Raw genomic sequence first — 17467 nt, forward strand, 5'->3', positions numbered from 1 at the left:
CCGTTTCCATCAGCGGCCGTCATCGGGGCCCTCTTCGCCCGGGCCGTCGTCGCCCGTGTCCTCTAGTGCGATACGAATATTGTCCGCCTGATCCGGCTTCAGCAGCCCCCGCCCTTCAGCGCGCCTGGCCGTGGCCCGTGCCATGGCGAGGTACGCGGCGAGGACGTCGCCGCCGGTTCCGGCGTCGTGCTCCCGCAGAGCGCGGGCGTGCGCTTCCACGGTTCCGGCATCCCCGCGCGCCACCGGGCCTGTCAGTGCCGATTCGCCGGAGGCAAGCGCGTTCTCCAGGGTGGCCCGCAGCAGCGGCCCGAGCATGCGGTCCGGCGCCTCGACGCCCACCTCGGTCAGCAGCTGGGACGCCTGCGCCACGAGCGTGACCAAATGGTTCGAGCCGTGGGCAAGCGCGGCGTGGTAGATGGTCCGGTCGCCCTCGGCGATCACCACGGGCTCGGCCCCCATTTCGACGACGAGCGCCTGGGCGATGGGAAGCATGGCGGCGTCCGCAGTGACCCCGAACGTGCAGTCCAGCAGCCGGGTCAGGTCAAGGCTCATGCCGGTGAAGGTCATGGCCGGGTGCAGCGCGAGCGGCACGGCTCCGGCCGCCCTGACCGGATGCAGCACCCCGACGCCGAACCGGCCCGACGTGTGCGCCACGAGCTGGCCGGGCTGCCACGCACCCAGCTTGGCGAGCCCCTCCACGAGCCCGCCGAGGGCGTCATCCGGAACGGCCAGCAGCACAAGTTCGGCACGTTCCACGATGTCCTGGACCTCCAGTACGGGAACGCCGGGCAGCAGCGCTTCGGCCCGTTCCCGGCTCGCGTCGGAAACGGCGGAAACCCCGACGACGGCGTGCTCGGCCGCGCGCAGCGCCGCACCGAGGACGGCGCCCACCTTGCCGGCGCCGATGATTCCGACGCCGAGGCGTCCTGGCTTAGCCACGTTGTTGGCCTTCCTGTTGGGGTGCTGGGGTTGGATGCGGGACGGGCTCAACCAACGGGACGGGCTCAACCAGCGGCGCCGGTTCGACCACCGGGGCCAGGGCCGGGGCCACCTGGGCCAGCCACTGCTCGCTCGTCTGCCTCCGGCGGGCGGCGCGGGCGCGGGCTGCCTGGGCGTCGAAGAGCGCCTGCGCCTCCCGGATGTCCGCCTGGATCACCCGCGGCGCCACCGGCCCCGCGGTGGTGTGCAGCACGAGGTCGGCCAGGCCGAAGCGGCGGGCGAGGGGCCCCTGCTGCATTGCAATCGACTGGGTCCGCTGGTGCGGCACCACCACCAGCTGCCGCCACCAGCGGCCCGAGCGCATAAGCAGTGCGGTGTCCGTGGCCGCGAAAGCGTTGCGCCGCCAGCCCAGCGGTGCCAGCAGCCGGGCCCGGCGCGGCGTGGTGACGAACCCGGCGTCGGAATCCAGTCCGTTCACACCCTGGTGGAAGACGCGCAGCGGATCGGCCGTTCCGGGGTCGGGCAGCACGAGGGCCAGCATGTTCAGGACGTCGTCCATCTTCCCCACCGGCAGCAGCGTGGTGCGGGCCCCGGCCTCGCCGTTGTTCGCCCCGGCGGCCCCGTAGCCGGCGGCGTTAACCTGCATCCGGTACCAGCCGAAGAGGCGCCACAGCGGCGGCTGGGCCACCTTGAGCGCCTGGATCCGGCCGGGCGGCAGGGTCTGGGCCTGCGTGTCGAGCAGCCCGTAACGGAGCCGGATCCCGTCCGGCGAGATGGCCGCCGTGAAGTTGTAGCCCTTGGTGAACGAATTCCAGTACGCGGCGATGAGGCCGAGCGCCGCGGGAATCAGGTAAAGGAAAAAGGCCCTGTTTTCGGTGAGCGCGGACAGCATCACCGACGCCGCAGCGCCCAGGACCACAAAGACGCTCTGCTCGCTGAGCAGGAGCGAACCCACCAGCCGCGACGGCGGGACCTGCAGCACCTGCTGCTCCGGCGCCTCGGGAGCGGGCGCTTCGGGGTGCTCGGGATCCAGCCGGACTCCCGACGCGCGGGCCAGGATGGTGGCGCGCAGCTGGCGCGCGACGTCGATGCGCAGGTACGCGAGCCGGACGGCGGACTCGCCGGCGTCGGCGACCTCGAACTTGAGCTCCGCCAGGCCGAAAATCCTGGCGAGCAGGGGCTGGACGATGTCGATGGCCTGGACCCGGTCCAGGCGGGCCTGCCGCTGCTGCTTGAACAGGAAGCCCGTGTTGACCCGGACGTAGCCCTCCGCCACCTGGTACCGGGTGAAGTACCAGGACAGAATGAAGCCGAGGACCGCCAGCGCCAACATCAGTGCCCCGCCGCCCAGGAGCCACGGGGCGCGGCCGGCGATGCGGTCATCGATCAGCGGTTGGCCCTGCAGCAGCCGTTCGAAGCTGTCCCGCCCGAAGAAGTAGCCGATGGCGGCAAGCGCAACCCAGCCCCGCACGAAAGGTGTGGCCGGATGCACGCGCAGCCACTCGCCGTCGGGCTTTCCGGAAGCGGGGCCGCCGGCGCTCACAGCCCGGCCAGCCTGGCTTCGCCGCGTGCCGAGAGCTGTTCCCTGAGCCGGGCGCCTTCCTCGGCGGGAAGGCCGGGAATGCCTGCGTTGGTGCCGGCGGAAGCCGTGTGCAGCTTCAGGGTGCACAGCCCCAGCCCGCGTTCCACCGGGCCGGCGCTGATGTCCACGTACTGCATGCGGCCGTACGGCACCACCATGACGCGCTGGAAGAAGATGCCGCCGCGGATGAGGAGGTCGTCGTCGCGCTCGGCGTAGCCGATGGCACGGACCTGCCGCGGGATCAGGACCAAGCGCCACAGCGCCAGCAGCAGCATGAAGGCCGGAATGCCGATGGCCAGCCACAGCGGCGGCCACCGCCACCAGCCGAGCCGGACGAACACCAGCGGCAGGCTCAGCACGGCCAGCATGACCAGGTTGCCGAGGGCCCACTCCACGAGGCGGACCGTGACGTACTTCGGGGACACGCGCAGCCAGGTGATCCCGGGGGGATCAATCGCCGCGGTAGGCATACTCGCCTTCCCCCTTGGCCTTGCCCCGGCCGTGGCCCGGCAGGCCCTCGCCGGCGTCCGTCTCGCCATCCTCCGGCGGGATCTTGCAAAAGCGTTCGACGACGAGCCCCACCACGATCATGACCAGCCCGCCCCCGGCCATCCCCAGGGCGAGCCAGGTGACGTCCAGCCCGCTGCGGATGCTCCAGAACCGCAGCTGGTCCAGGAAGATCCCCGCGTGCCAGCCCAGCAGCATCGCGCCGGTGTACGCACAGGCCTGGGCGAGCACCAGCGTCCACGCCGCCAGGATGGGGTTCAGCATTTTCTTCTTCTTGCCGTTCCGCCACCGGAGCACGCGAATGCCCAGCACCAGGGTCAGTGCCACGATGATGCCCATGGTGACCAGTGCCGTGGCCGGCAGGACCGGGGTCGCCATGCCGTAACGGACGGTCAGGACGGCAGCGGACCAGCCTGCGATGGCCAGGGCAACGCCCACGACTGCGAGCAGCAGCGGGCTCACGGGCTTCACGGCTGTCCCACCGTCCCGCCGTCAGGCACGCCGTCGAAGTCCCCGAAACCGTCGAACGGCTTCAGGTCCGGGTAATCGGCGGCCCTGGCCGCCAGCTCCCCGACCGGCTGGCCGTTCAGCGTGGCCGCGGGGTCCATCTGGGCCCAGGGGAAGAGCACGAAAGCCCGCACTGCGGCGAACGGGTGGGGCAGGGTGAGCACCGGGTCGTCGCTCTGGAGGTCGCCGTAGACGATGACGTCGACGTCGAGCGTGCGCGGGCCCCAGTGCACCTCACGCACCCGGTGGTGCTTGTTCTCCACCGACTGGCAGTGTCTCAGAAGCTCGACCGGTTCCAGCGACGTTTCCACCGAAATGACCATGTTGAGGAAGTCAGGCTGCCCTGACGGGCCGCCGACGGCCTTGGTCTGCACGATCGGCGATACGGCCAGGAGCCGCACCTCCGGGCGGTCCACGAGGTCCGCCACAGCCTCGGACAGTGTCTCGTTCCGCGCGCCGACGTTGCTGCCCAGCGCCAGCACCGCCCGCGTGTAACCGGTCTTCGGAGCTGCCGGCTTTTCATGCACGGGCTTTTCGTCCACCGGCTTTTCGTGCACGGGCTTCTCGTCCAGTGCAGGTGCCGGGGTCATGACCGCTCCCGGTAAACACTGACGGCGACATCGCCGAAGGGAACCTCGATGGGCGCCTTCGGCTTGTGGACCGTGATCTCAACCGCCTGGATCTTGAATTCCTTGAGCAGGCCCTCGGCCATCCGCACCGCCAGTCCCTCGATCAAGTTCAGCGGCTCGCCGGTGATCCAGTCGGTGATCCGTCCGGCCACCTCACCGTAGTGCGCCGTGTCGCGGACGTCGTCCGATTCCGCCGCCTGGCTGAAATCCAGGTGCAGCACCGCGTCCACCACAAACGGCTGGCCTTCGCGGCGCTCAAAATCGAACACCCCGTGGTAGCCGGTGGCGGTGACACCGGTCAGCGAGATCCTGTCCATGGCTGTTTTGCTGGGCCTTCCTGGTCAGTGGCCGTGGTCCGGGGCCGCCATGCGGGCAGCCACCTTGACGGCGTCAAGGCTGGGTCCGACGTCATGCACGCGCACTGCCCACGCGCCGCGGGCGGCGCTGATGGCGGTGATGGCGGCGGTGGCGGCGTCGCGCTCCTCCGGGAGCGCCGCCTTGCCGGAAACGCTCAGGAGCGTGCCGAGGAAACGCTTGCGGGACGCGCCCACCAGCACCTTGTGGCCCATGGCGTCGAGCCGGTCCAGGTTCCGCAGCAGTTCCCAGTTCTGCACGTCAGTCTTCGAGAACCCGATGCCCGGGTCCACGATGATCTGCTCGGGCAGGACACCGGCCGCATACAGCTTGTCGCGGACGCCGTTGAGCTCGGCGACGACGTCGTTCGCCACGTCGTCGTACTCCGTCAGCGATGTCATGGTCTTGGCGTCGCCGCGGCGGTGGGTCAGGACATAGGGCACCTTGGTCTTCGCAACGAGCTCGGCCATGCCAGGCTCGATGCTGAGGCCGGAGATGTCGTTGATGATCGCCGCGCCGGCGTTCAGCGCGGCCTCGGCGGTGGAGACGTGGGTGGTGTCGATGCTGACCAGGGCGCCCGCCTTCACGAGGGCCTCGATGACAGGCACCACCCGGCGCTGCTCCTCCTCCGGACTGACCTCCTCGGCGCCGGGACGGGTGGATTCGCCGCCGACGTCGATGATGTCGGCTCCCGCGTAGAACATGCGGAGGCCGGCCGCGATGGCGGTATCCGCCGTCGCGTGCTTGCCGCCGTCGCTGAACGAATCGGGGGTGACGTTGAGGATGCCCATGACGAGCGTGCGGTCTGTGGGCAGGGCTTCGAACTTGGCTGCCGGCCGCGGTTTGCGCAGGATGGGCAGGGGTGAGGTTGCGGGGCCGGTTCCAGGTGCTGCAGCTAGGGAATCCATAGTCTGTTTTTTACCTTCCGAGTATGAGGCTCATGGCTTCGGCACGGGTGGCCGGGTCATGAAGTTGCCCGCGAACCGCGCTTGTGACGGTTTTGGCTCCGGGCTTGCGGATGCCGCGCATGGACATGCACATGTGTTCGCATTCCACCACCACGATGGCTCCGCGCGGCTTGAGGAATGTGACCAGCGCTTCAACGATCTGCGTGGTGAGGCGCTCCTGCACCTGCGGGCGGCGGGCGTAGATGTCCACCAGCCTGGCCAGCTTGCTCAGGCCCGTCACCCGGCCGTCGTGCGAAGGGATGTACCCCACGTGCGCGACGCCGTGGAACGGCACCAGGTGGTGCTCGCAGGTGGAGTAGAACGGGATGTCCTTCACCAGCACGAGTTCCTCGTGGTCGAGGTCGAAGGTGGTGCCGAGCACGCTGCCCGGATCCTGGTGCAGCCCGGCAAACACCTCGGCATAGGCCTTGGCCACGCGCTTGGGCGTGTCCTGCAGCCCGCCGCGGTCCGGGTCCTCGCCTATGCGCCAGCAGGATTTCCCGCACGGCTGCTTCAATCCGGGGCCTGTCCACCTTGTGGTGGCGGCTTGAGCCGTCCACCGCCAAATGGTCGGCGGAGGCGGTGAGGTCGTCGTCGTCGAAGTGAGTCACACCAAAGAGCTTAGCCGTGGTGACCGTCTGGACCGGCTTCCGTTACTCCGCTCTGGAAGGAGGCGTCCTCCGGAACACCCTGCGGGTGCGGCGGAATGGCGTCCAGTGGTTCCTCGAGCCGGGCTTCCTTTGCTTCTTCCTGCGCTTCGCGTTCGGCCCGCTCCTGCCGCGACTCAACTGGGCCGGCGCTGGAGACCGGGCGGGTCTCCTTGGACAGCCAGACCTCGCGGAAGTCGCGCTTGCGGATGTCGCGGAAGACGTCGGCGATCTCAGCCTGGTTCAGGGTTTCGCGTTCCAGGAGCTCCAGGGCCAGCCGGTCCAGAACGTCCCGGTTCTCAGTGAGGATGGCGTAGGCCTCGTCATGGGCCTGGTCGATCAGGCGTCGGACCTCTTCATCCACGATGTAGGCGATCTGGTCGGAGTAGTTCCGCTCATGGCTGGCGTCGCGGCCCAGGAACGGCTCGCCTCCGCCCTGGCCCAGGCGCACGGCACCGACGCGTTCGCTCATGCCGTACTGCGTGACCATCTGGCGGGCCGTGGAGGTGGCCTTTTCGATGTCGTTCGAGGCGCCCGTGGACGGATCGTGGAAGACGATCTCCTCGGCGACGCGGCCGCCCATGGCGTAGGCCATCTGGTCCAGCAGCTCGTTGCGGGTGACGGAGTACTTGTCGTTCTCGGGGACCACCATGGTGTAGCCCAGGGCGCGGCCGCGGGGCAGGATGGTGATCTTGGTGACCGGAGCGGAGTTCCGCAGCGCGGCTGCCACCAGGGCATGGCCACCTTCGTGGTACGCCGTGATCTTGCGCTCGTGCTCCTTCATGACGCGGCTGCGCTTCTGCGGGCCGGCCATGACGCGGTCGATGGCTTCATCGAGTGCGCGGTCGTCGATGAGGTTGGCGTTGGAGCGTGCGGTCAGCAGCGCGGCCTCGTTGAGCACGTTGGCCAGGTCTGCACCGGTGTAGCCGGGGGTCTTCTTGGCCACGGCCTTGAGGTCCACGTTGGACGCCATGGGCTTGCCCTTGGCGTGGACCTGGAGGATCTGGTCGCGCCCGACCAGGTCCGGGGCTTCCACGGAGACCTGGCGGTCGAAGCGGCCGGGGCGCAGCAGCGCCGGGTCCAGCACGTCGGGCCGGTTGGTGGCGGCGATCAGGATGACGTTGGTCTTGACGTCGAAGCCGTCCATTTCAACCAGGAGCTGGTTGAGGGTCTGCTCGCGTTCGTCGTTGCCGCCGCCCACACCGGCACCGCGGTGGCGGCCGACAGCGTCGATCTCGTCAACGAAGATGATGGCGGGTGCGTTGGACTTGGCCTGCTCGAAGAGGTCGCGGACGCGGGAGGCACCCACGCCGACGAACATTTCCACGAAGTCCGAGCCCGAGATGGAGAAGAACGGTACGCCGGCCTCGCCTGCGACGGCGCGGGCCAGGAGGGTCTTGCCGGTACCCGGAGGGCCGTAGAGCAGCACGCCCTTGGGAATTTTGGCTCCGACCGCCTGGAACTTGGCAGGCTCTGCAAGGAATTCCTTGATTTCCTGCAGTTCCTCGACAGCTTCGTCCGCGCCGGCAACGTCAGCGAAGGTCACCTGGGGCATGTCCTTGCTGACCATCTTGGCCTTGGACTTGCCGAACTGCATGACCTTGGAGCCGCCGCCCTGCATGCGGGACAGCAGGAACCAGAACAGGACACCGAGAAGCAGCACCGGCACCAGCAGCGAGAAGAGTCCCGAGAGCCAGTTGCTTTCCACCGGCTGGTCCGTGTAGCCCTTGGAGGGGTTGGCAGCAGTCACGGCCTTGACGACGTCCGGGCCCCGGTCGTTGACGAAGAAGAACTGGACGTTCTTGCCCTTGTCCTGGCCGTCGATGACGAGGTTGTCTTGTGAGCACCAGGTCGACGCGGTTTTCGCCGTCGAAGATCTTGGCCTGTTCCACCTTGCCCGGCTGGGAGAGGAGCTCGAGGCCCGGCTGCGTGTCGATGCGCGTCGAGCCGCCCGGAGCCAACGTTGCAAAGGCCAGCAGGAGCATGCCGACCACAACAATGATCCAAATGCCCGGGCCCTTGAAGAAACTCTTAGCTTTCATCTGTTCGGGGGCTGGCCCCGTCCCTCCTGGTAGTGCTGCACGGCGCGAGGACTGCGCGCGTGTGGTGCTGCGTCGTTTCTAGCTATACACCGTCAGGAGTAATTCACGCACGGTGTAATACAAAAGTTCCCTCAGGGCGTAGTGGCTGGTGGGAGCGCGAACGGGTCCCCGTTGGGCCCCGCGGCGGCATTTCTGCACCACTCTCACGCCGCCGGGAACAGCCCCGGCGAATTTGCGGCCCGCGGCCATTTGCCGGCCCTCCAAAAAGGTGCAGAAATGCACGGCCTCGGTTGTCCACATGGGCCGTTATCCACACATGAAGGCGTCCCTCTGCCAAGGTGCAACCCGGCAGGGCCACGCTGGACGGCATGCAGCCCACGGAGTTCCTCTCGCGGCACGGCGGCGCGGCCAGGCTGGCCCACCTCCGCCGGGCGGGATTCAGCCGAAGCCAAATCAGTCAGGCGGTCAACTCCGGGCTGTTGCTCAATGCCCGGCACGCGGTCTACAAACTGCCTCAAGCGAACTGTGATTTCGTGCGGGCATACGAAGCCAATGCCGCGGTCACCTGCGTGTCGGCGGCCAGCCACTACTCCCTCTGGACGCTCAAGGCTCCCACCGAACCGCATCTCGCAGCCTGCCACCGCCGGCTGCCCCGGGGCGTCCGCTCCCACAGGTTCCCCGGAGCCCGCAACGGCCGGGCGCGTGCGGTGCTCGACCAGGTGGAACGGGGGTCGGATTCGCTGCTGGAAACGGTGGCCCGGGTACTGTTCCGGGGGCACGGTTTCGATGTGCGCACCCAGGTCTACCTGGCGGGAATGCACAGGCCGGATGACATGCTGGAGCAGATCAGGCTGGCCCTGGCCACGCCCCCGCGGACGGCCCGTTAGCCGCCGTCGGGCATTTCTGCACCACCTGCTTTTCTGCACCACTTAAGCGGGACGCGCCTTAAGTGGGACGCGCCGCCGCCGGACCCGTGTTGTCAGGGCTCGACGGCGGCGCGGTCACCGAAAGCGGTGCAAAAATGCGGGCCCGCCGGCGGAGGCGTTTACTCGTAAACGTGCGGGGCCAGGGTGCCCACGAAGTCCAGGTTGCGGTACTTCTCGGCGTAGTCCAGGCCGTAGCCCACCACGAACTCGTTGGGGATGTCGTAGCCGACGTACTTGACGTCGATCTCCACCTTGGCGGCGGTGGGCTTGCGGAACGCGGTGCAGATCTCCACCGACGCGGTGCCACGGGATTCGAGGTTGGTCTTCAGCCAGGACAGGGTGAGGCCGGAGTCGATGATGTCCTCGACGATGAGCACGTCCTTGCCCATCAGGTCCGTGTCGAGGTCCTTGAGGATGCGCACCACACCTGAGGACTGTGTGCCGGAGCCGTAGGAGGAGACAGCCATCCAGTCCATGGAAATGTGCGAGTGCAGGGCCCGGGCCAGGTCGGCCATGACCATGACGGCTCCCTTCAGCACGCCCACGATCAGGATCTCGCGGCCTTCATAGTCCTTGTCGATCTGTGCCGCGAGCTCGGTGATGCGCTGCTGGATCTGTTCCTTGGTGTAGAGAACGTGCTTGAGGTCTGCCTGGACGTCGGATGAATCCACCAATTGCTCCTGTGTAGATGCGGGGGCGACTATTTGCGGGACGGTTTATGAAGCCGGAATACAAGCTTCCCACAGCGGGCGGCCTCGCGGGGAACGCCCTCCGCCTCGCCCTGACCCCGGGCACGCTCCCGGTCCTGCAGCTCGGCCAGCGAGAGACGGTAAACGCTGACCCGGCCGGGCAGTTCCACCGGACCGGCCGAGCCCTTCCGCCGCAGCAGTGCTTCCGCCGCCAAAAGGCGCTGGTAGCTGGGCTGTTGACCGCCGACGGCGGCAGCCGCCTTTGCGATCACCCGGAACCTGATGGCCGGGGCCAGCCCGGTCAGGGCAGCCTCCGGGAGGCTGGTGTCCGGGCCGTCGTGTTCGACGAGCGACTCGTACGTGCTGTTGGCCACGTCCTCCAGATAGTCGGCGTCCAACTGCAGGATGGCGGCCGTGCGTGCCAGCGATTCGGCCACGCCCGGACCGAGTTTTTCCTCCAGCACCGGCATGACCTCTACCCGCGTCCTCGAACGGGCGAAGGCAGGATCCGCGTTGCTGGGGTCGTGCCAGGGCTCGACCTCCTCCGCGCGGCAGATCTCGAGGGTGTCTTCCCGTCGAAGGCCAAGGAACGGCCGGAGCAGCTTCCCCCGGGCAGGTCGCATCCCGGCCAGGGACCGCGTGCCGGAGCCGCGGGCGAGGCCCAGCAGCACCTGCTCTGCCTGGTCATCGAGGGTGTGCCCCAGGAGGATGGCGCCGGCTTCCCACTCCCCTGCAGCCGCCTCGAGTGCGGCATGGCGGGCATCCCGGGCAGCAGCTTCCGGCCCGAACCCGGTGGCGGCTACGTTGACTGTCCGGATCTGCACCGGGTCCAGGCCGAGTTCCCGGAGGGTCTGGGCGGTTCCCGCCGCAACGTCGGCGGAACCTGGCTGCAGCTGGTGGTCCACCACCACCGCGCCGACGGTAACCGGCCGGCCGTCTACGTGGCCGCGCCGGGCGAAGTAGGCGGCCACCGCCGCCAGGGCCAGGGAATCAGGGCCGCCGCTGCAGGCCACCAGGACGCGCTCCGGGTAGCCGGCGTCGGCCAGCGCATCCTGCAGCATTTTCCGTGCCGTGCCGAGGACAGGTGCCAGCCGGCCCGGCCGCCGCCTCCCGCTGGGGACGGGGCCGCCGGGAACAGGTCCGCTGGGGACGGGACCGCTGGAAACAGGAGAAGAGCCGCCGGCAGTGTTGGAGAGGTGCTGCACGGAAACCTAGAAACCCATCCTGTCGAGCCAGATCCTGGCGTTGTGGATTTCCTCTTCCGTGGGGAGGTTCGCCGGAGCTTCCCAGACCCGGTTGAAGCCCTCCATCCCGGCCACGTCCACCACGGCACGGACAAACTTGGCGCCGTCGCTGTACTGCTTCATCTTGGCGTCGAGCCCCAGCAGGCTGCGGATGAACTTCTCGATGACGCCACGGTCCTTGCCGCGGGCGTTGAAGCGCTGCCGGATGGTCTTCACGGACGGGACGATGCTGGCGTCAACGGCGTCCATCACCACGTTGGCGTGGCCCTCGAGCAGGCTCATGACCGCCGTGAGGTGCGACAGCGAGGCCTTCTCCTCGGGGTCCTGCAGGAGGTCGAGGATGGCCCCGCGGCCCGGAGCGGAACCGGAGGCGGCCCGGTCCTTGAGCGACCGGGCGGCTGCCGAGGCACGTTCCATCAGCGAGTCGACGTTGCCCAGCAGGTGCCCGCTGAGGTTGTCGATCTCGTTCAGCATGTGGTGCCGGAGCCAGGGTGCCGCGGCGAACTGCACCCGGTGTGTCTGTTCGTGCAGGCACACCCAGAGCCGGAAATCCGTGGGGGTAACGTTGAGCTCGCGCTCCACGGAGATGATGTTTGGCGCAACGAGCAGCAGGCGGCCGCCGGACGGTGCCTGCGACCCTTCGGCCAGGGCGGCAAACGGATCATACTGGCCCAGGACCTTGCTGGAGAGGAAGGCGAGCACGGCGCCGAGCTGGCTGCCGGTGATGGCCCCGCTCACGGAAGCGGCACCGGGTCTGACGGTGCCGCGGCGGTTCTCCAGCATCTTTTCGATGGCGGGCTTCAGCATCACGGCAAAACTTTGCGTGTTGGCCTTCGCCCAAGAGGCGCGGTCCACGACCAGAACTGATGAGTCACGCAGGTCGCGTGCCGCCTCCAGCCCGGTGATCTGGTGGACGTGCGGCACGGAGGCGTCCGCCAGCTCGCGCAGCTGGGAGACGGCGTCGCCGATCTCGGCAGCAGTCAGGGACGGGCCGGGCGGAGCCAGCCGGGCTGCTGCGGACGCGGCGAGGTCCCAGTTGATGAGGGCCTGGGCAGGGGCGGATGACTGGCTTGCAGTTGACTCCATAGGCTCCATCAGAACATACGTGCCTTGCCGCGCGCCTTAAGTTCGCTGACCGGCGAACTAACTGCAGCCGCAACCGGCCAGAGCCGTGGCGGCCGTATCCAGCGCCGGTTTGTTGCCCGCCGCTCCCGGCGTCAGGCCGTTGCCGATGAAGGAGAACACCAGGAGCCGGCCGTCGGCGTCCACCACGTACCCGCTCAGTGCAATGACGGTGTTCAGGGTTCCCGTTTTGGCCCGCACCAGGCCGGCACCCTCGGCCGTGGACTCGTCGATGTATCTGTCGCCCAGCGTGCCCGTCAGCCCCGCCACCGGGAACCCCGCCAGCGCGGCCCTGAGCCGGGTGTCCTTGCCGTTGGTGATGGCCCGGACCACCTCCGAGAACTGGCGGGCGGACACCTGGTTGGCCAGGGCCAGGCCGGACACATCCGCGGCGGACATCCCGTCCGTGGGGATTCCGAGCCCGGCGAGCTGCCCCAGAACGGCCGCCTTGGCGGACTCGTACGTTGCCGGCTGGCCGGCAGCCACCGCGGTCATGCGGCCCAGGGTTTCGGCGAGGTAGTTGTCCGAAGTCTGGAGCATGAGGTCCACCTGCTGGCTGACGGTCGCGGACTGCACCTGGGCAAGGACTTTGGCGTCCGCCGTCGGCTTCCCGTCAAGACGTACGACGGCGGGTGCCACAGTCAGGCCCGCGGCGGCACCTGCCGCCTTGAGGCCGGCAGCGAACGCCTCCCCCGCGGCGATGGCGGAGTCCTGGGGCCGCGGCGCCGAGGTGTCCGCGGGATTAAACCGTGCCGAGTTCAAAGCGAGCGGAAACAGCGGGGCCGTCTCGCCGGCGGCAACGTCATCCGGGCTCCAGGCCGGGTTCAGCGCCGGGCCGGTGAAAAGGGAATCATCCACCAACACCTGGACCTGGCCCTTGAAGCCGGCCTTGTGCAGTGAGTCCACAGTCTGTTTGGCCAGCGTTGCCAGCCCGGCATGGCCCAGGACCTTGGACTCGGCCGAGTCACCGGCGCCGAGCAGGACGTCGCCGCCGCCCACCAGCACGACGGACCTCGCCGCACCTGCAGTTGCCCCAGCGGTTGCTGCCGCAGGACCGGTGACAACCTTGGTGCTGAACCGTTGCTCGGGGCCGATCCCCCGCAGCGCGGCCACGGCGGTGAGGAGCTTCATGTTGGAGGCCGGGATCCGGTTTGTGGTACCGCCCCGATCATAGAGGACCGTGCCGGTGGCGGCGTCCTGGACCACGGCCGTGAACGTTCCGCCGCCGTCGGTCTTGAGGATGGAGTCCAGCCGGGCCTCCACTTTGGCGGGATCCGGCACCGGTGCCGCCGTGCTGAGCGGGTCAATGCCCTGCGGGACGGACAGATGCTGAGGGACCAGCTGCCAGGCGGGGGTTTGCGCCGGTTCGGCCGTGGACCTGGCCGGCCCGGTCAGGGCGGGCGCAATGAGCACCCCGGCCGGAACGGCCAGCGCCAGGAGGAGCACCGTGACCAGGACGCCTGGCCAGCTCCGGACCACTGTGGAAAGCCTGCCGCGGCCGCTCGCCGTGCCCCTGGTGCCGCTCATACTGCTGGTCCTCAAAGTCCTGAAATTACCCCAATAGTTCCTGAAACCTGGGCCTCTCGCTATATCCTCAATAGTAGTCGGCGGCACCGACAGTCCATTTTTGGTTGATCATCGCGTGTGCCGCGAACACCAAGCAATCGTCGAGGAGCATTCCATGAAGCATGACGTGACCATCGAGATCCCCAAGGGATCGCGCGTCAAGTACGAAGTCGACCATGAGACCGGCCGAGTCCGCCTGGACCGCGTGCTCTTTACTTCCATGCAGTACCCCACCCACTACGGCTTCTTCGAGAACACCCTCGGCGAGGATGGCGACCCGCTGGACGCACTGGTGCTCCTGCAGGACTTCGATCTGCACCCGGGCGTCATCGTCGAAGCCCGCCCGATCGGCGTCTTCAACATGACCGACGACGGCGGCGGAGACGCCAAGGTCCTCTGCGTTCCGGCTGACCCGCGGTTCGACCACATCCAGGAAGTCAGCGACGTCAACGAATTCCTGATCAAGGAAATCGAGCACTTCTTCACCCGCTACAAGGACCTGGAGCCCGGCAAGTGGGTCAGGGCCGAAGGCTGGGCCGACCGCGCAGCTGCCGAAGCGGAACTCGAGGCTTCCATCAAGCGCTACGTTCCCGCAGCGCACTGACCTTACTTCCGACGGGGCCCACGCTGCCAGGGTTCCCTGGCCGGGCGCAGCGAGGTTAGGGCGGCCGTGGCGCGGCCGGTGCAGTTCGATTCGAACCGCACCGGCCGCCGTCGTTCTCTGGGGCTGAACTGTCCGTTCGCGCCCGGCGTGAGATCCGTAACGTGGCGTCGGCTCCCAGCTTGCCTCGACGTGGTCACCGGGTAGTCTGATGTCCACCATGTTCACGCTGACTATCAATCAAACAGACAGCCGGCGCGACGGCGACCGGGTCCCGCATCTCCTCAAGGACCTACGGCATATCCCGGCGCGACTGGACTTTGACCGCTCCGTCGAGGACGAAGTGCAGGGCATCGTGGATTGCCCGCACCAGGCGGTGGATGCCGCCCTGATCGCGCTCCGCTGCGGAAGCTGGTACGTGGGGATCGGCGTGGGCCCGGTGAACGAGCCGTTGCCGAACCAGATCAAGGATGCCAGCGGGCACGGCCTCATCTACGCCCGCCGCGCCGTGGACCGACTCCGCAACAGCAAGGAGCGGATCCCGGTGGCCGTGGAGGGTCCCCTGCCGGACGTGGCAGCCGAGTCCGAGTCGGTGCTCCGCCTGCTGGGCCACATTGTCCGGGACAGGAGCGAGGCCGAGTGGCGGGTGCTTGACCTGATGACCCCCGGGGTGCGCGGCCAGCAGAAGACCGTGGCCGCCGAACTCGGCATTACCTCCCAGGCCGTCAGCAAGGCTGTGGCGAGGTCGCAGTGGAACGAGGAGCACGCAGCCCGGCCGGCAGCGGCCAGGCTGCTCGCGCTGATTCTCGACGTGCGCTAAACGCCTTTTACCGGGAGCCCCTGGTGCGGCGGGCCCGCCTGTTACAGCGGACCGCCTGTTACAGGAGGCCCCGCAGCACGTGGGCGGCACCGTCGTCGTAGACCGACTTGGTGACCTCGTCTGCGGCGGCCACCACTTCCTCCGGAGCCTGCCCCATGGCCACGCCGCGGGCCGCCCAGCCGAGCATCTCGATGTCATTGCGGCCGTCGCCGATGGCAACCGTGGCGGCGGGATCAACACCGAGCCGGCTGCGGAGGCTCTCCAGCGCGCTGGCCTTGGTAACGCCGGCCGCGGCGATGTCCAGCCACGCGGTCCAGCCCACGGAATAGGTCACACCGGCAAGGCCGATGTGCTCGATGGCTTCGTTGAATTCCTCCGGCGTGTTCTCCGCGCTGAAGACGACGACGCGGACGGCCGTGGAGTCGAGCAGGGTCTGGAAGTCCACGCCGATGGCCTCGACGCCGAAGCTCGCGTCCTGGAAGCGCTCGGTGGAGAGGAAGTTGCCGTCTTCATCCTCCAGCGCATATTTCGCTAACGGCAGGCGCTTGCGGAGGGCGCGGAGCGCCGGGCCGGGATCGAAGGTGGCCTTGTGGATGATGTCGTAGCCGTCGGGCAGTCCGGGATCCAGGCGCAGCGTCACACCGCCGTTGCAGCAGACCGCGTAGCCGCGGTCCAGGCCGATCTGTTCGATGATGGGGAGCGTGGCGTTGAGCGAACGTCCGGTGGCGATCATTACCTCGTGCCCCGCGGCCACCACAGCCTGTGCGGCGTCGCGGACCGGGGCGGACATGTGGCCATCGTGATCCACAAGGGTGCCGTCCACGTCGAGGGCGATCATGAGTTTCTGTAATGCTTCTCGCCGGTCTTCGATGCCGGCGGCTGAGGATTCAGTCAGTGTAGTCATGCTTCCTAGTAGAGCAGACGCCCCTGACACCAGCTAGGACGCAGAGCACAGCAGCGCGTGAACAGCGGGTAAATACTCACAGGCTGTCCCCGGTGTGAGTATTTACCCGCGCAACAGATTGGTGCTTAGAGAACCGGGAGAACCTCAAGGCCGCCGAGGTACTTCTGCAGTGCCGCCGGCACGTTGACCGAGCCGTCGGCGTTCTGGTGGTGCTCCAGGAGGGCCACGATCCAGCGCGTGGTTGCCAGCGTGCCGTTGAGCGTGGCCACAGCACGGGTGCCCTTGGGCGTGCCGTCCTCGGTGAACACGCGCTCACGGATGTTGAGGCGGCGGGCCTGGAAGGTGGTGCAGTTGGACGTGGACGTCAGCTCGCGGTAGGCACCCTGCGTGGGGACCCAGGCCTCACAGTCGAACTTGCGGGCCGCGGACATGCCGAGGTCGCCCGCGGCGGTGTCGATCACCCGGTACGGAAGCTCGCACTTGGCCAGCATCTGCTCTTCCCACGCGAGCAGGCGCTCATGTTCGGCCGCAGCTTCTTCCACCGTGGTGTAGATGAACATCTCCACCTTGTTGAACTGGTGGACGCGGATGATCCCGCGGGTGTCCTTGCCGTGCGAGCCGGCCTCGCGGCGGTAGCAGGAGCTCTGGCCCGCGAAACGGATGGGGCCTGCAGAGAGGTCCAGGATCTCGTCCGCGTGGTACCCGGCGAGCGGCACCTCAGAGGTGCCCACAAGGTAAAGGTCGTCTTCGGCGAGACGGTAGATCTCGGCGTCGTGCTTTACATCGAATCCGGTGCCCTGCATGGTCTCGGGCCGCACCAGGGTGGGGGTGATCATGGGAATGAAGCCGGCCTCGATGGCCTGCTCCATGGCCATCTGCAGCAGGGCCATTTCCAGCCGGGCGCCCACGCCGCGCAGGAAGTAAAAGCGCGCACCGGAGACCTTGGCGCCGCGCTCCATGTCGATCGCGCCGATCAGTTCGCCGATCTCAAGGTGGTCGCGGGGTTGGAAGTCAGGGAATTCGCGCGGCGTGCCGACGGTCTTGACCACAACGTAGTCGTCCTCGCCGCCGGCCGGAACGCCGTCTTCAATGAGGTTGGGGATGGTGCGCAGCAGTTCTTCCTGCTTGGTCTGGGCAGCGTCGGCCTCAGCCGAGGCGGCCTTCACCGCACCCGCCAGCTCGCGGACCTCGGCGAGCAGTGCCTGCTTTTCCTCGCCCTTGGCCTGCGCCACCTTCTTGCCGAACACGTTCTGTTCGGCCCGGAGGTTCTCGAAGCTGATCAGTGCCGTGCGGCGCGCCGCGTCGGCGTCGATGATCGCGTCCACCAGGGTTTCGTCCGCACCGCGGGCGCGCTGGCTGGCGCGGAACTTGTCCGGATTTTCGCTGAGGTCTTTTACGTCGATCACCAGACAAGGGTATCGAATCTGCGGGAGACTCCGGG

General features: G+C 68.0%; 16 protein-coding genes and 2 pseudogenes. 3 read left to right on the plus strand and 15 right to left on the minus strand.

The genetic code is table 11. From position 1 onward, the window contains the following. Positions 1-9: 9 nt before the first annotated feature. The 9 genes and pseudogenes from ABIE00_RS21840 to ftsH all read right to left on the minus strand — a co-directional run bounded on the left by ABIE00_RS21840 (position 10) and on the right by ftsH (position 8154). Positions 10-939, minus strand: coding sequence for a Rossmann-like and DUF2520 domain-containing protein (locus tag ABIE00_RS21840; RefSeq protein WP_354262725.1), 930 nt, complete (start codon positions 937-939; stop codon positions 10-12). Next, the gene (locus ABIE00_RS21845; protein ID WP_354262726.1) at positions 932-2482 is read right to left on the minus strand and encodes a PH domain-containing protein; all 1551 of its coding nucleotides are present in this window, start codon (positions 2480-2482) and stop codon (positions 932-934) included. The genes ABIE00_RS21840 and ABIE00_RS21845 overlap by 8 nt, the downstream gene beginning before the upstream one ends. Next, a complete protein-coding gene (locus ABIE00_RS21850; RefSeq protein WP_353710984.1) occupies positions 2479-2991 on the minus strand; it encodes a PH domain-containing protein in 513 nt (170 codons plus the stop codon). Before ABIE00_RS21850 ends, ABIE00_RS21845 begins: the two co-directional genes overlap by 4 nt. Beyond that, a complete protein-coding gene (locus ABIE00_RS21855; RefSeq protein WP_354262727.1) occupies positions 2972-3499 on the minus strand; it encodes a DUF3180 domain-containing protein in 528 nt (175 codons plus the stop codon). Before ABIE00_RS21855 ends, ABIE00_RS21850 begins: the two co-directional genes overlap by 20 nt. Further along, positions 3496-4125 (minus strand): 2-amino-4-hydroxy-6-hydroxymethyldihydropteridine diphosphokinase, encoded by a 630-nt coding sequence (folK, locus tag ABIE00_RS21860; protein ID WP_354262728.1) that lies wholly within the window; start codon positions 4123-4125, stop codon positions 3496-3498. The genes ABIE00_RS21855 and folK overlap by 4 nt, the downstream gene beginning before the upstream one ends. Beyond that, on the minus strand, positions 4122-4481 hold the full coding sequence (gene folB / locus ABIE00_RS21865) for a dihydroneopterin aldolase (RefSeq protein ID WP_354262729.1): 360 nt from the start codon (positions 4479-4481) through the stop codon (positions 4122-4124). The genes folK and folB overlap by 4 nt, the downstream gene beginning before the upstream one ends. A 24-nt stretch (positions 4482-4505) precedes the next feature. After that, positions 4506-5426, minus strand: a complete 921-nt coding sequence (gene folP / locus ABIE00_RS21870; protein ID WP_354262730.1) for a dihydropteroate synthase — start codon at positions 5424-5426, stop codon at positions 4506-4508. A 10-nt stretch (positions 5427-5436) separates the two neighbouring features. Then, positions 5437-6076, minus strand: a pseudogene (gene folE / locus ABIE00_RS21875) (GTP cyclohydrolase I FolE). Between the two features lie 10 nt (positions 6077-6086). Further along, positions 6087-8154 (minus strand): annotated as a pseudogene (ftsH, locus tag ABIE00_RS21880) (ATP-dependent zinc metalloprotease FtsH). Positions 8155-8522: 368 nt separating this feature from the next. Between ftsH and ABIE00_RS21885 the strand changes: the two are divergent. Continuing rightward, positions 8523-9041, plus strand: a complete 519-nt coding sequence (locus ABIE00_RS21885) for a type IV toxin-antitoxin system AbiEi family antitoxin domain-containing protein (RefSeq protein WP_354262731.1) — start codon at positions 8523-8525, stop codon at positions 9039-9041. Between the two features lie 158 nt (positions 9042-9199). Here the strand turns inward: ABIE00_RS21885 and hpt are convergent, their stop codons facing one another. From hpt to dacB, 4 genes are all read right to left on the minus strand, one after another. Next, positions 9200-9751, minus strand: a complete 552-nt coding sequence (gene hpt / locus ABIE00_RS21890) for a hypoxanthine phosphoribosyltransferase (protein WP_003799723.1) — start codon at positions 9749-9751, stop codon at positions 9200-9202. A gap of 29 nt (positions 9752-9780) precedes the next feature. Beyond that, entirely contained in the window at positions 9781-10830 is a 1050-nt protein-coding gene (tilS, locus tag ABIE00_RS21895) for a tRNA lysidine(34) synthetase TilS (RefSeq protein WP_354263484.1), read from the minus strand. Between the two features lie 150 nt (positions 10831-10980). Continuing rightward, on the minus strand, positions 10981-12099 hold the full coding sequence (locus ABIE00_RS21900) for an Rv3626c family coenzyme F420 biosynthesis-associated protein (RefSeq protein WP_354262732.1): 1119 nt from the start codon (positions 12097-12099) through the stop codon (positions 10981-10983). A 57-nt stretch (positions 12100-12156) separates the two neighbouring features. Continuing rightward, the gene (gene dacB / locus ABIE00_RS21905; protein ID WP_354262733.1) at positions 12157-13662 is read right to left on the minus strand and encodes a D-alanyl-D-alanine carboxypeptidase/D-alanyl-D-alanine endopeptidase; all 1506 of its coding nucleotides are present in this window, start codon (positions 13660-13662) and stop codon (positions 12157-12159) included. Between the two features lie 154 nt (positions 13663-13816). On the opposite strand from dacB, the gene ABIE00_RS21910 reads away from it, so the two are divergent. Further along, positions 13817-14305 carry an inorganic diphosphatase gene (locus tag ABIE00_RS21910; protein WP_190605671.1) on the plus strand — a complete coding sequence of 163 codons (489 nt, stop codon included), beginning with the start codon at positions 13817-13819 and terminating at the stop codon, positions 14303-14305. Between the two features lie 217 nt (positions 14306-14522). Then, positions 14523-15122, plus strand: a complete 600-nt coding sequence (locus tag ABIE00_RS21915; RefSeq protein ID WP_307099076.1) for a hypothetical protein — start codon at positions 14523-14525, stop codon at positions 15120-15122. A gap of 58 nt (positions 15123-15180) precedes the next feature. Here the strand turns inward: ABIE00_RS21915 and ABIE00_RS21920 are convergent, their stop codons facing one another. Both ABIE00_RS21920 and serS read right to left on the minus strand, forming a co-directional pair. Beyond that, positions 15181-16026 (minus strand): HAD family hydrolase, encoded by an 846-nt coding sequence (locus tag ABIE00_RS21920; RefSeq protein ID WP_354262735.1) that lies wholly within the window; start codon positions 16024-16026, stop codon positions 15181-15183. A gap of 125 nt (positions 16027-16151) precedes the next feature. Next, a complete protein-coding gene (gene serS / locus ABIE00_RS21925; RefSeq protein ID WP_354262736.1) occupies positions 16152-17432 on the minus strand; it encodes a serine--tRNA ligase in 1281 nt (426 codons plus the stop codon). Between the last annotated feature and the right edge of the window lie 35 nt (positions 17433-17467).

This window comes from Arthrobacter sp. OAP107, from assembly GCF_040546765.1.
Lineage (GTDB): Bacteria > Actinomycetota > Actinomycetes > Actinomycetales > Micrococcaceae > Arthrobacter.